Below are 13,222 nucleotides of genomic sequence, written 5' to 3'. Positions count from 1 at the left end.
GTGGCGGCACGTGCCGGGGCGCCGCGGGCCGCACGGTCGCGGGTGGTCGGCCGACCGGTTCGGTGCCTTCGTGTCGGACTCGCTGACCGCGGCCTTGCTGCCTAGTCCTCGACCGTCCACACCAGAGTGTTGAGGTCGACCTCCGGGCGGACGCTCCACCGCACCTGGATGACGTCGGTGGTGTCCGGCAGCACGAACACCGTGTGCCCACCGGCGGTTTCGCCCGGCTGGACGCCCAGCTTGTGCGCGGGGCGTGACGACAGCGACACCGGGGCCTTCGTCACGGTCTCGCCGGTCTTGGTGACCAGGACGAGGTACATGTCGGGCAGTGAGGTGTACGGAACCTGCGAGGTGTTCATCACCTCGGTGTGCACGACGACGGCGCGTTCGCCCTCGGCGAGCTTGTAGCCGGCCGCGGTGAAGAGGAAGTCCGCCGGGTCCACCACCTCGACCAGCTGGATCGAGAGCTGGGCGCCCTCCAGGCTTTCGGCCTCCAGGGCGGAGCCGATCTTGCCGGTGCGCGAGACGGGCCTGGGCTGGGGCTGGTCCGCCCTGACCCAGCCGGCCGACTGGGGCGGGCCCCACGTGGCCTGGGGCTGGGCGGGAAACGGCTGACTGGCCGGGTTCTGCGGGCCGTAAGGAACCTGGTGCGGGCCGCTGACGTGGTGAGGGCCGCTTTGGTGCACGGAGTACGGGCCCGACGGGGGCGGGCCGGTGTAGCTGCCGTACGCGGCGGCATTGGCCAGAGCCCGGCGCAGGCCGTTCGGGTCGCACTCGACGCCCACCAGGAGCGGGAGGCCGCTGCCCGACAATGTGATCAGGCGCATGGCGGCTTCGCGTGGGTCCATGCCCAGGCGCTGGGCGATCTCGTGCACGGCCGCACGGCCTGACTCGGCGAGAACGGCGAGCAGGCGAGCGTCTACGGGATCGGGGGCCACCACGATTTGAACGCTACCTCGCGCTCAAGATCCGCGCGTCACCGCCTGGCCGGTTGGAGATCACGGCGACAAAACCCCCCGAGCCTCCGTGAGGTGATCTTCGAGGCGAGATAGGGTTGGAGATCCCCGATCCGCGCCCTTCCCGCGCGCCCGTTCGATCTTCCTGGAGGCATGGTGTCGGACTCGTTTGTGCATCTGCACGTGCACACCGAGTACTCGATGCTCGACGGTGCGGCGAAGCTCAAGGACATGTTCGCCGAGTGCGAGCGCATGGGCATGCCCGCCGCCGCGATCACCGACCACGGCAACATGTACGGCGCCTACGACTTCTTCAAGCAGGCGCAGGGTGCCGGGGTCAAGCCGATCATCGGCATCGAGGCGTACATGGCGCCGGAGTCCCGGTTCAACAAGAAGCGCGTGCTGTGGGGTGACCCCGGTCAGAAGTCCGACGACGTCTCGGCCAGTGGTGCCTACACCCACCAGACGATCTGGGCGCGCAACGCCGAGGGCCTGCACAACCTCATGAAGCTCTCCAGCCTCGCCTCCACCGAGGGGCAGCTGGGCAAGTGGCCTCGGATGGACGCCGAGCTCATCGCGGAGCACTCCGCGGGGCTCATGGCGACCACCGGCTGCCCGTCCGGTGAGGTGCAGACGCGGCTGCGGCTCGGCCACGAGAAGGAGGCGCTCGAAGCCGCCGCCAAGTGGCAGGAGATCTACGGCAAAGAGAACTTCTACATGGAGATCATGGACCACGGCATCGAGATCGAGAGCCGGGTCCGCGGTGGGTTGCTGGAGATCCAGAAGAAGCTCGACATCCCGTTCGTGGTCACGAACGACTCGCACTACACGTACCCGACCGACAAGGAAACGCACGAAGCCCTGCTGTGCATCCAGACCGGTAAGACGCTGCAGGACCCGACCAGGTTCAAGTTCGACGGCACCGGCTACTACCTGAAGTCGCCGGACGAGATGCGGGCGGTCGACTCGAGCGACGCGTGGCAGGAGGGGTGCCGCAACACCCTGGTGATCGCCGAGAAGGTCGACACGACCGGCATGTTCGACTTCAAGAACCTGATGCCGAGGTTCCCGGTGCCGGAGGGGCTGACCGAGGACCAGTACTTCCGCGACGAGGTCTGGCGCGGCATGCACCGCCGGTTCCCCGACGGGGTCGACGAGGAGCACACCAAGCAGGTCGAGTTCGAGATCGGCGTCATCCTGCAGATGGGGTTCCCGTCGTACTTCCTCGTCGTCGCGGACTTCATCAACTGGGCCAAGGCCAACGGCATCCGCGTCGGTCCCGGCCGTGGTTCGGCCCCTGGAGCGCTGATCGCGTACGCGCTCGGCATCACCGACCTCGACCCGCTGCCGCACGGCCTGATCTTCGAGCGGTTCCTGAACCCCGACCGCGTCTCGCCCCCCGACATCGACATCGACTTCGACGAGCGCCGGCGCGGCGACGTCATCCGGTACGTCACGGAGAAGTGGGGCTCGGCCAACGTCGCCCAGGTCATCACGTTCGGCACCATCAAGGCGAAGGCCGCCATCAAGGACTCGGCCAGGGTCCTCTACGGCCAGCCCGGTTACGCCGTGGCCGACCGCATCTCCAAGGCGATGCCGCCCGCTGTCATGGGCAAGGACATCCCGCTGTCCGGCATCTTCGACTCGTCGCACAAGCGGTACAACGAGGCCACCGAGGTCCGCGGGCTCTACGACACGGACCCGCAGGTCAAGGAGATCATCGACACCGGTCGCGGGCTCGAGGGCCTGATCCGCAACGCGGGTGTGCACGCCTGCGCGGTCATCATGTCCGCGGAACCGCTGATGGACCACATCCCGGTCTGGATGCGACCGCAGGACGGCTCGATCATCACGCAGTTCGACTACCCGACCTGCGAGACGCTCGGCCTGCTCAAGATGGACTTCCTGGGGCTCTCGAACCTCACGACCATCGACGACGCGCTGCGCAACATCGAGCTCAACGGCAAGGGCAAGATCGAGATCACCGACGGCGCGCAGGTGCCGTTGAACGACAAGAAGACCTACGAGCTGCTCGGCCGTGGCGACACGCTGGGCGTGTTCCAGCTCGACGGTTCGGCGCTGCGCGACCTGCTGCGGCTGATGAAGCCGGACAACTTCGAGGACGTCTCCGCCGTCATCGCCCTGTACCGGCCGGGCCCGATGGGCGCGAACTCGCACATCAACTACGCGCTGCGCAAGAACAAGCAGCAGGAGATCACCCCGATCCACGAGGAGCTGCGGGAGTCGCTCGCGGACATCCTCGACACGACCTACGGCCTGATCGTCTATCAGGAGCAGGTCATGGCGATCGCGCGAAAGGTCGCGGGCTACACGCTGGCCCAAGCGGACCTGCTCCGCCGCGCGATGGGCAAGAAGAAGAAGGAGATCCTCGACAAGGAGTTCGAGGGCTTCGAGAAGGGCATGCTCGACAACGGGTACTCGAAAGAGGCGATCAAGACCCTCTGGGACATCCTGGTCCCGTTCGCCGACTACGCGTTCAACAAGGCGCACTCCGCGACCTACGGCGTCATCGCGTACTGGACCGCGTACCTCAAGGCGAACTACCCGGCCGAGTACATGGCCGCGCTGCTCACCACGAACTCGGACAACAAGGACAAGTCGGCGATCTACCTCGCCGAGTGCCGCCGCATGGGCATCACGGTGCTCCCGCCGGACGTCAACGAGTCCGAGCGCGAGTTCGCCCCGGTCGGCACCGACATCCGCTTCGGCCTCGGCGCGATCCGCAACGTCGGCGCGAACGTCGTCGACTCGATCATCAAGGCGCGCAAGGAGAAGGGGAAGTTCGCCGACTTCTCCGACTTCCTGCGCAAGATCGACGCCACGGCCTGCAACAAGAAGGTCGTCGAGTCGCTGATCAAGGCCGGCGCCTTCGACTCGCTCGGCCACCCGCGCAAGGGCCTGCACATGGTCCACGTCGACGCGGTCGACGCCGTGATGATCACGAAGAAGGAAGAGGCCAAGGGCCAGTTCGACCTCTTCGGCGGCGGCGACGCGGCCGACGAGGACATCGCGGGCGTGTTCGACGTCAAGATCCCGCCGGAGCAGTGGGAGTCCAAGCACCAGCTCGCCCTCGAACGGGAGATGCTCGGCCTCTACGTCTCCGGCCACCCGCTCAACGGCGTCGAGCACGTGCTGGAGTCCTACTCCGACGCCTCCATCGCGCGGATCCTGGAAGGTGACGTTCCTGACGGCACCCAGGTCACCATCGGCGGCATCCTCGCCTCGGTCACGCGCCGGGTGAACAAGAACGGCGAGTCGTGGGCCTCCGCCCAGCTCGAGGACCTCGCCGGTGGCATCGAGGTGCTGTTCTTCCCGAAGAGCTTCATGGTGCACGGCATGTCGGTGGTCGAGGACGCGATCGTGCTGGTCAAGGCCCGCGTGGCCAAGCGGGACGACCGCATCTCGCTGATCGCGAACGACCTGGTGGTGCCGGACCTGAGCGAGATCGGGTCGCGGGCGATGCGGCTGAAGATGATGGCCACCAAGTGCCGGCCGGAGATCGTCACGCAGCTCAAGGACGTGCTGCGGGCGCACCCCGGCACGACGGAGGTCCACCTCAACCTGATCATCAACGGTTCCCGTAACACCGTGTTGAAGCTGGACGACGCGCTGCGGGTGGCGCCGACGCCGTCGTTGATGGGCGACCTGAAGGCGCTGCTCGGACCGGGATGTCTCGGTTAGCTGAGAATTACTGGCGGGCAATGAGTTAACGGGGTTAACTGGGTGAGGTGACGACCATCACCCAGTTACCCGCCGACTACGTCCAGAACCCACACGAAGTGCACGACATGTTGCGTGCCGAGGGGCCCGTGCAGGAAGTCCACCTGCCGCGTGGGCTCAAGGTCTGGCTCGTGACTCGTTACGAAGAGGCCAAGGTCGCGCTCACGGACCCGAGGATCAGCAAGAACATCCTCGCCGGCAGCCACGTCTTCGAACGGCACTCACCCCCCGACGCCGACCGGCGCATGTTCGACCAGGCGCTGACCGTGCACATGCTCAACATGGACCCGCCCGGTCACACCCGCCTGCGCAAGCTCGTGACCAAGGCGTTCACCGCCCGCCGGATCGAGCTGATGCGGCCGCGCGTCGAGGAGATCGCCGCCGACCTGATCGCGAAGATGGCCGACGGCACCGAGGTCGACCTGCTGGAGGACTTCGCGTTCCCGCTGCCGATCACGGTGATCTGCGAGCTGCTCGGCATCCCGATCGACAACCGCGACGAGTTCCGCGCGTGGTCGAACACGCTGCTCTCCTACGGCACGCAGGAGCAGATCGCGCACGCCGGTGCCGCGATGGCGCAGTTCCTGTTCGAACACGTCGACCGGATCGCGGCGGCCGAGCCGACCGACGACTTCTTCTCGGCGCTGGTGCACGCCGACGACTCCGGTGATCGCCTCGACCGCAACGAGCTGGTGTCGATGGCGTTCCTGCTGCTCGTCGCCGGCCACGAGACGACCGTGAACCTGATCGGGAACGCGGTGCTGGCGTTGCTGCGCAACACCGACCAGCTGCAGATCCTCAAGGACCGGCCCGAGCTGATCGCGGCGTCGGCCGAGGAGTTCCTGCGGCTGGAAGGACCGGTGAACATCGCGACCTTCCGTTACACGACCGAGCCGGTGGAGCTGGGCGGCGTCACGATCCCGGCCGAGGAGCTCGTGATGGTGTCGCTGATCGCGGCGAACCGGGATCCGGAGCGCTACGCGGACGCCGACAAACTCGACGTCACCCGCGACGCACGGGGCCACGTCGCGTTCGGTCACGGCATCCACTTCTGCCTCGGCGCACCGCTGGCGCGGTTGGAGTTCGACGTGGCGCTCACGGCGTTGCTGAAGCGCTTCCCCGGCATCGAGCTCGCGGCCGAACCGGAGACGCTGGCGTGGCGGGACAGCACGCTGATCCGCGGTCTGCTCACGCTGCCGGTCCGTCTTTCCTAGGGCGCCTCTCGTAATGTTCGGCGGGTGGACGACCTGCTGAAGCTCGACCAGGCGCACGTCTGGCACCCGTACGGCCCGATGCCGGGCACCCAGGAGCCGTTGCTCGTAGAGTCGGCGGAGGGTGTCCGGCTCACGCTCGCGGACGGCCGGGAGCTCGTCGACGGCATGTCGTCGTGGTGGGCGGCCATCCACGGCTACCGGCACCCGGTGCTGGACGCGGCGGTCACCGAGCAGCTCGGCAGGATGAGTCACGTGATGTTCGGCGGGCTCACGCACGAGCCCGCCATCAGGCTCTGCTCGAAGCTCGTCGAGATCACACCTGAGCCGCTGCAGCACGTCTTCCTGTGCGACTCGGGCTCGGTGTCGGTCGAGGTCGCCATCAAGATGTGTATGCAGTATTGGCGTTCGCAGAACCGGCCGGAGAAGCGCCGGCTGCTGACCTGGCGCGGCGGCTACCACGGGGACACGTTCAACCCGATGTCGGTGTGCGATCCCGATGGCGGTATGCATTCGCTGTGGCGTGGAATTCTGCCGGTGCAGGTTTTTGCAGACAGTCCACCCGCTGAATTGGATACTGCATACGTTCAGCACCTCGCGGACCTCGTCGAGGAACACGCGCACGAACTCGCCGCGATCATCGTCGAGCCGGTCGTGCAGGGTGCCGGCGGTATGCGATTTCACGATCCGCGCTACCTGCACGTGCTGCGTGAGCTCGCGTATACGAACGACGTACTGCTTGTATTCGATGAGATCGCCACGGGATTCGGGCGCACCGGCGAGCTGTTCGCCGCTGATCACGCGAACGTCAGCCCGGACGTGATGTGCGTCGGCAAGTCGCTGACCGGCGGCTATCTGTCGATGGCAGCCACGCTGTGCACGTCACGGGTGGCGGACGGGATCAGCAAGGGCGAGGTGCCGGTGCTCGCGCACGGGCCGACGTTCATGGGGAATCCGCTCGCGTCGGCGGTGTCGCTGGCGTCGATCGACCTGCTGCTGTCCCAGGACTGGAAGCGCGAGGTCGCGCGCATCTCGGCCGGGCTGTCGGCGGGACTCGCGCCCGCACGCGCGTTGCCCGGAGTGAAGGACGTGCGCGTGCTGGGCGCTATCGGCGTTGTGCAGCTCCATCAGCCCGTGGACATGACACGAGCCACCAAGGCGGCCGTGGATGCGGGTGTGTGGCTGCGGCCGTTCCGCGACCTGATCTACACGATGCCGCCGTTCGTCAGTACCGACGACGACGTCGCGACGATCTGTCAGGGTGTGATCGCGGCGGCGAGCTGAGTGTCGGTCGGCTCGACCAGGAACTCGCCGTTCGGGAGCACGACGACGGGGATCTGCTTGCGGCCGGAGATCTCGATCGCCTTGTCCCGCGCCTCGTCGTCGTTCTCGACGTCGAGGTAGGTGAACGGCACGTTGTTGCGGGTCAGCCACGACTTGGCGCGGCGGCAGTCGCCACACCATTCGGCGCCGTACATCACGATCGGCTCGTCACTCATGCTGTCACCGTAGGTGACGGCCTAGGGTGAGTGCCTGTGAGCGTGCTGGTGATCACGGGAACTGGGACCGAGGTCGGCAAGACCGCCGTCACCGCGGGCATCGCGGCGCTGGCCAGGGCAGAAGGCAGGCGAGTCGCGGTGCTGAAGCCCGCGCAGACCGGCCTGCTGCCCGGCGAGCCGGGTGACGTGGCGGAGGTGGCGCGGCTGGCGGGTGACGTGACGACCCGTGAGCTGGCCAGATACCCCGATCCGCTGGCGCCTGTCACGGCCGCCCGGAGGGCGGGCATGGCCACCGTGCACCCCGCGGACGTCGCCTCCGCGGTCGTCGAGCTCGACGCCACCCACGACCTGGTGCTGGTCGAGGGCGCGGGCGGGTTGCTGGTGCGGTTCGACGAGAGCGGATCCACCCTGGCCGACATCGCGTGGGCGGTGAACGCGCCCGTGCTGGTCGTGGCCCAGGCCGGGCTCGGCACGTTGAACGCGACGGCGCTGACGGCCGAGGCGTTGCAGCGGCGTGGCATCGAGTCGCTGGGGGTCGTGGTCGGCAGCTGGCCGTTGCACCCGGACCTCGCTTCGCTCACGAACCTGGCAGACCTGCCGGAGGCGGCGGGCGGTCCGCTGCTCGGCGCGCTGCCCCAGGGTGTGACGAAGCTCGGTTCTGTGGATTTCCTGGCGGTCGCCAAGAGATCGTTTTCACCGTGGTTCGGCGGCGAGTTCGACCCGGAGACGTTCGCGGCTCAGTTCGCGGTCCAGTGACCTACGTCGCTCCACGATGAAGGATTCAGTGAGGCACACTGGCTCGCCAGGCCACAGAGGAGGAGACACCGTGACCGCAGCACCGGAACAGATCGACGTGCTCAACGAGGCTCGTGAGCAGGTGCTCGAACGAGGCGTTGGGCTCACCGAGGCTCAGGTGCTGAAGGTGCTCGAGCTTCCGGAAGACCGGATCCCCGAGCTGCTCGCCCTCGCCCACGAGGTGCGAGAGCGCTGGTGCGGCCCGGAGGTCGAGGTCGAGGGCATCGTCTCGCTGAAGACCGGCGGCTGCCCGGAGGACTGCCACTTCTGCTCGCAGTCGGGCCAGTTCCCGTCGCCGGTGCGGTCGGCGTGGCTGGACATCCCCGGCCTGGTCCGCGCGGCACGGCAGACCCGTGACACCGGCGCGACCGAGTTCTGCATCGTCGCGGCCGTGCGCGGCCCGGACAAGCGGCTGCTCTCGCAGGTGCGCGACGGCATCAAGGCCATCCGCGAGGACGGCAACGACATCCAGATCGCCTGCTCGCTCGGCATGCTCACGCAGGAGCAGGTCGACGAGCTCGTGGCGATGGGCGTGCACCGCTACAACCACAACCTCGAGACGGCTCGCTCGCACTTCCCGAACGTCGTCACCACGCACTCCTGGGAGGAGCGCTGGGACACGTTGAGGATGATCCGCGACGCCGGCATGGAGGTCTGCTGCGGCGGCATCATCGGCATGGGCGAGTCGCTGGCGCAGCGCGCGGAGTTCGCCGTGCAGCTGGCCGAGCTGGAGCCGGACGAGGTGCCGCTGAACTTCCTCATCCCGAACCCCGGCACGCCCTACGAGAACTACCCGGTCGTCGAGGGCACGGAGGCGCTGCGCACGGTCGGCGCGTTCCGGCTGGCACTGCCGCGCACGATCCTGCGGTTCGCCGGCGGCCGTGAGCTGACGTTCGGCGACCTGGGCGCGAAGCAGGGCATGCTCGGCGGCATCAACGCGATCATCGTCGGCAACTACCTGACAAACCTCGGCCGCCCTGCCCAGCAGGACCTCGACATGCTGGAAGAGCTGTCCATGCCGATCAAGGCGCTGAGCCAGACCCTGTGATGACTTACTGCTCTTTTTGCGGCAAAGAGGAAGCTGACGGCGACCACGCGTTCTGCCGTCAGCGGTTGTCCATGATCGACCCGCCGCGGTACTGCTCGGAGTGTGCGCGCCGCATGGTCGTCCAGGTGACCCCGGACGGCTGGGCGGCGCGCTGCAGCCGTCACGGCCTGATCACTTCATGCCCCTGATGGATGCGGTAGTAACCTCTCGCGAATGGACGAGAAAGCAGCACCGGTCCGCATCGAACCCGTACCGGAGCCGCCGTACGTCTACCACTACGTCCGGCCGCGGCCGAAGGTCGTGGTGAAGCGGGATCTGCTGCCGGGCCTGGTGGTGCTGCTGACGACGTTCGCGTTCGGGCTGCCCGCCGCGTACCTGTGGTCGTGGCTCGCCCCGGCACAGCTCAAGATCGTCTCGGCGCAGGACAACAAGTTCTACCCGATCGGGGTGGAGAGCTATCACCGGCTCGACGCGCTGATGGTGTTCGTGCTGATCGGTCTCGGCGCGGGCGCGATCACCGGCATCGCGGTGTGGCTGCTGCGGCAGCGGCGCGGGCCTGTCGTGATGCTGGGGATGACGGCGGGCTCGTTCGCGGCGGCGTGGTTCGCGCAGTACCTGGGCGGATCGCTCGCCGCCGGCGCGTACCCGATGCCCTCGACGATCAAGCCGAACGACACGTTGCTGGTCGCTCCGGCCCTGGAAACGTCGTGGGGAATTCTGGCGTGGCCGCTCGCCGCCGCGCTGTCCTACGGTTGCTGTGTGGCGTGGAACGGCCTGGACGACCTGGGGCGGCGCCTCGGGTGAGGCACCGCCCTCGAGCGACCTACCCCACTCGGTAGGCGAAGTCGGGCATGTCGGTCACGAACATCTGACCCGGCGCGTGCGTGATCGCGAACGGCGGCTTGGACTTCATGAGCACCGCCTGCGGAGTCACACCGCACGCCCAGAACACCGGCACGTCACCGGGTTCCGGCGTGACGGCGTCACCGAAGTCCGGCTGGTGGATGTCGTTGATGCCGAGCATCCGCGGATCGCCCGCGCCGACCGGAGCCCCGTGCACCGACGGCATCAGCGCCGTGACCTTGTGCGCGATGTCCACAAGGGACTCCGGAATCCACCGCATCGACACGACCATCGGCCCGTGCAGCCGTCCTGCCGGCCGGCACTGGATGTCCGTGACGAACATGGAGACGTTCTTCTTCTGGTCCACGTGCCGCAGCGGCACTCCGGCGTTTTCCAGTGCGGTCTCGAACGTGAAGCTGCAGCCGATCAGGAACGTCACCAGGTCGTCGCGCCAGTGGTCCGTGGCGTTCTCCGGTTCTGCTGTCAGTTCGCCGTGTTCCCAGATCCGGTAGCGCGGCGCGTGGGTGCGCACGTCCGCGTCCTGCTTGAGCGCGCTGACCGTCTCGCCGGCGTCCAGCACGTCGAGCACCGGGCACGGCTTGGGGTTGCGGTGCGTGAAGAGGAGGAAGTCGTACGCCCAGTCCTTGGGGATGGCGATGAGGTTGGCCTGGGCCTGTCCCGGTGCCTTGCCCGCTGTCGTCATTCCAGCTCCTTGTTCACGGTCTCCGGCAGCCAGAGCAGCGCGATGACCGCGATCCCGTACGCCGCCGCCCCGAACAGCATCGCACCGCCGATACCCAGTTTGTCGGCCATGAACCCGACGACGCCGGGGAACACCGCACCGAAGGCGCGCCCGAGGTTGTACGTGAAGCCCTGCCCGGTTCCCCGCAGGTGGGTGGGGTAGAGCTCGCTGAGGTAACTGCCGAACCCGCTGAAGATCGCACTCATGCAGAACCCGAGCGGGAAACCGAGGAACATCACCAAAGTGTTGGCACCGTTGGGAATCTGCGTGTACGCCACGATCAGCAGCGCGCTCGCGATCGCGAACAGCACGAAGGTCTTCTTGCGCCCCAGGTAGTCCGTGAGATAGCCGCCGCTGACGTACCCGATCCACGCTCCGGTGATGAGGAACGCGAGGTAGCCGCCGGTGCCGATGATCGTCAACCCGCGACCGGTCTGCAGGAACAACGGCAGCCACTGCGCGAGCGTGTAGTAGCCGCCCTGGACACCGGTGGCGAGCAGCGCCGCGAAGAGCGTCGTCTTGAGCATCGGACCCTGGAAGATCTTCGGGAACGTGCCCTTCTGGTTGGTCTGCGCCTTCGCCTCGGGTGCGTCGTCTACGTTGCGGCGCACGTAGAAGATGAGGATCGCGGGCAGCGCGCCCGTCCAGAACATGATCCGCCACGACCACGCCGGGTCCGCCAGCGAGGCGACCAGGGTGTTGATGATGACCGCGAGCCCCCAGCCGACCGCCCACGCGCTCTGGATGAACGCCACCGTGCGGCCGCGGTACTTCGGCTTGCAGTACTCGGCCACGAGGATCGCGCCGGCCGCCCACTCGCCGCCGAAACCCAGTCCCTGCAGGGCGCGGAAGACCAGCAGCGTCTCGTAGCTCGTCGCGAAGCCGCACAGGACGGTGAAGAACGCGTACGCCGCGACCGTGATTATCAGCGTTTTGGAACGGCCGAACCGGTCGGCCATGATTCCCGCCACCGCGCCGCCGATGGCGCTCATCAGCAGGGTGCTCGTGCCCAGCAGGCCGGCTTCCGCCTTGGTGAGGCCGAAGTAGCCGGTGATCGCGACCAGGCTCAGCGGCAGGACCCAGTAGTCGTACGAGTCCAGGCCATAACCGCCGAACGCGCCTATGAACGCGCGCTTGCCCTTCTGGCCGAGACTGCGGAACCAGGCACCTCGGCCTGTGTCCTCGGTCGTGGTCGTGCTCATGGGACACCTCGCAGCGTGGTGGAGGAGTGATTGAGTGTGATGTGGCCCTCAGAGTAAGGATTGTTCAACAATCCCACAAGGCCACAATCCAACGATCCGACGATCGGCGTGGGTGGGCTGGGCTTGATGGCGCTGGCTTGTGCGGCTCAACGGTCCGTGAGGAGCAGGTGGGGGTGAGGTATTTGGCGATGGCGGGGCGGCGGGTTGCTGGTATCAGCGAGTGGCTGGGCGGGCGTTCGCGGCGGTGGGTCGCGGGCAATGGCCAGGCCGGCGGTGCTTGCAGATGTCCCAGCAAGACCAGCCTTCTCCCGGCTCGGCCCGACTTGCTCCCGGCTCGGACGGCCTGCCCGGCGGGCGGGTCTACTTGCGGTTCGGCCAGTCTTAGTCCCGGCCCAGTGGACCTGCTCCCCAACGCCGAAAACCCAGGTTCGCGGACCCGATCCACAACTCCCAAGCGGAGCGTCCCGAACCCGCCACGCCCACGCTCAAAAGCGCAACGGCGAGCTAGTTCGGGTTCGGCACGTGCCCGAACTCGGTCAAAGGCACCGGCACCGCCTTCAAAGCGCTGAGAATCCCGGTCTCCCGGTGCAGCATCCGCCGAACGAGCCGCAACCGCCGCGCCGGCGATCTCTCCTCCAGCAACCGCTGCCGATCCTCCACCGGCAGCAGGCAGTCGGCCGCGAGCAGGTATGACAGCGAACCCAGTGAGACGTCATCGCCGGGTGGTGACCAGTCCTCACGGTGCCAGGCCGCGCCGCAGTACCGTTCGTGGGCCGCGCGCGCCCCGCGTTCCAGGATCGGCACGACCTCCTGTGCCGCCTCGGGCACGGGGGCGTCCTCGATGTAGTCGACGTGCGCCAGCAGGTAGGGCGCGGTCGTCGAGTCGACGTCCAGCAGCCGGAAGCGGCGCACTCCGCGCGTGACGATGTCGAAGCGGCCCTCCGGCAGCGGGCGGGCGTCGAGGAGGTCGGCCGAGCAGCCGACGTCCTGCAGGGAGTGGACGTTGTCGGAGCCCACCTCCCAGCCCTCCTTGATGCACACGACGCCGAAGGTGCGGCCGAACAGCGAGCCGGTCATCAGGTCCACGACCAGCTGGCGGTAGCGGGGCTCGAAGATGTGCAGCGGCAAAGACGCCCCGGGCAACAGCACTGTGCCCAGGGGGAAGAGCGGGAGCGTCTCGGCCAC

12 protein-coding genes are annotated in these 13,222 nt (G+C 67.6%); 7 read left to right on the top strand and 5 right to left on the bottom strand.

The window, feature by feature from the left end; all coding sequences use genetic code 11:
• Window positions 1–101: 101 nt before the first annotated feature.
• A complete protein-coding gene (locus FXN61_RS14275; protein WP_167974050.1) occupies window positions 102–941 on the bottom strand; it encodes an Lrp/AsnC family transcriptional regulator in 840 nt (279 codons plus the stop codon).
• A 168-nt stretch (window positions 942–1,109) separates the two neighbouring features.
• Between FXN61_RS14275 and dnaE the strand changes: the two genes are divergently transcribed.
• The 3 genes from dnaE (at window position 1,110) to FXN61_RS14260 (ending at window position 7,192) form a co-directional block, all read left to right on the top strand.
• Window positions 1,110–4,658: a DNA polymerase III subunit alpha gene (dnaE, locus tag FXN61_RS14270; RefSeq protein ID WP_188135036.1), complete on the top strand. Its 3,549-nt coding sequence runs from the start codon at window positions 1,110–1,112 to the stop codon at window positions 4,656–4,658.
• A gap of 47 nt (window positions 4,659–4,705) precedes the next feature.
• The gene (locus FXN61_RS14265; protein ID WP_312877716.1) at window positions 4,706–5,911 is read left to right on the top strand and encodes a cytochrome P450 family protein; all 1,206 of its coding nucleotides are present in this window, start codon (window positions 4,706–4,708) and stop codon (window positions 5,909–5,911) included.
• A 78-nt stretch (window positions 5,912–5,989) separates the two neighbouring features.
• On the top strand, window positions 5,990–7,192 hold the full coding sequence (locus FXN61_RS14260) for an adenosylmethionine--8-amino-7-oxononanoate transaminase (protein ID WP_246291486.1): 1,203 nt from the start codon (window positions 5,990–5,992) through the stop codon (window positions 7,190–7,192).
• Here the strand turns inward: FXN61_RS14260 and FXN61_RS14255 are convergent.
• Window positions 7,165–7,407, bottom strand: a complete 243-nt coding sequence (locus FXN61_RS14255; RefSeq protein WP_167974046.1) for a glutaredoxin family protein — start codon at window positions 7,405–7,407, stop codon at window positions 7,165–7,167. The two genes, FXN61_RS14260 and FXN61_RS14255, sit on opposite strands and share 28 nt — an antisense overlap.
• Window positions 7,408–7,443: 36 nt before the next feature.
• Between FXN61_RS14255 and bioD the strand changes: the two genes are divergently transcribed.
• The 4 genes from bioD to FXN61_RS14240 all read left to right on the top strand — a co-directional run bounded on the left by bioD (window position 7,444) and on the right by FXN61_RS14240 (window position 10,054).
• The gene (gene bioD, locus FXN61_RS14250; RefSeq protein ID WP_167974044.1) at window positions 7,444–8,163 is read left to right on the top strand and encodes a dethiobiotin synthase; all 720 of its coding nucleotides are present in this window, start codon (window positions 7,444–7,446) and stop codon (window positions 8,161–8,163) included.
• 70 nt (window positions 8,164–8,233) lie between these two features.
• Window positions 8,234–9,250 (top strand): biotin synthase BioB, encoded by a 1,017-nt coding sequence (gene bioB, locus FXN61_RS14245; protein WP_167974043.1) that lies wholly within the window; start codon window positions 8,234–8,236, stop codon window positions 9,248–9,250.
• On the top strand, window positions 9,250–9,438 hold the full coding sequence (gene bsaP, locus FXN61_RS56945; protein ID WP_246291484.1) for a biotin synthase auxiliary protein BsaP: 189 nt from the start codon (window positions 9,250–9,252) through the stop codon (window positions 9,436–9,438). The genes bioB and bsaP overlap by 1 nt, the downstream gene beginning before the upstream one ends.
• 25 nt (window positions 9,439–9,463) lie before the next feature.
• Window positions 9,464–10,054, top strand: coding sequence for a DUF2567 domain-containing protein (locus FXN61_RS14240; RefSeq protein WP_167974041.1), 591 nt, complete (start codon window positions 9,464–9,466; stop codon window positions 10,052–10,054).
• A 19-nt stretch (window positions 10,055–10,073) separates the two neighbouring features.
• Here FXN61_RS14240 and FXN61_RS14235 read toward each other — a convergent pair whose 3' ends face one another.
• The 3 genes from FXN61_RS14235 to FXN61_RS14225 form a co-directional block, all read right to left on the bottom strand.
• Window positions 10,074–10,796, bottom strand: coding sequence for a putative hydro-lyase (locus tag FXN61_RS14235; RefSeq protein WP_188135034.1), 723 nt, complete (start codon window positions 10,794–10,796; stop codon window positions 10,074–10,076).
• Window positions 10,793–12,037 (bottom strand): MFS transporter, encoded by a 1,245-nt coding sequence (locus FXN61_RS14230; protein ID WP_167974040.1) that lies wholly within the window; start codon window positions 12,035–12,037, stop codon window positions 10,793–10,795. Before FXN61_RS14230 ends, FXN61_RS14235 begins: the two co-directional genes overlap by 4 nt.
• 504 nt (window positions 12,038–12,541) lie before the next feature.
• Window positions 12,542–13,222, bottom strand: coding sequence for an LON peptidase substrate-binding domain-containing protein (locus FXN61_RS14225; RefSeq protein ID WP_167974038.1), 681 nt, complete (start codon window positions 13,220–13,222; stop codon window positions 12,542–12,544).

The organism is Lentzea indica (assembly GCF_012184385.1).
GTDB classification, from domain to species: domain Bacteria; phylum Actinomycetota; class Actinomycetes; order Mycobacteriales; family Pseudonocardiaceae; genus Lentzea; species Lentzea indica.
The sequence above is the reverse complement of the archived record's forward strand: the minus strand, read 5'-3'. Positions and strand labels throughout refer to the sequence as shown.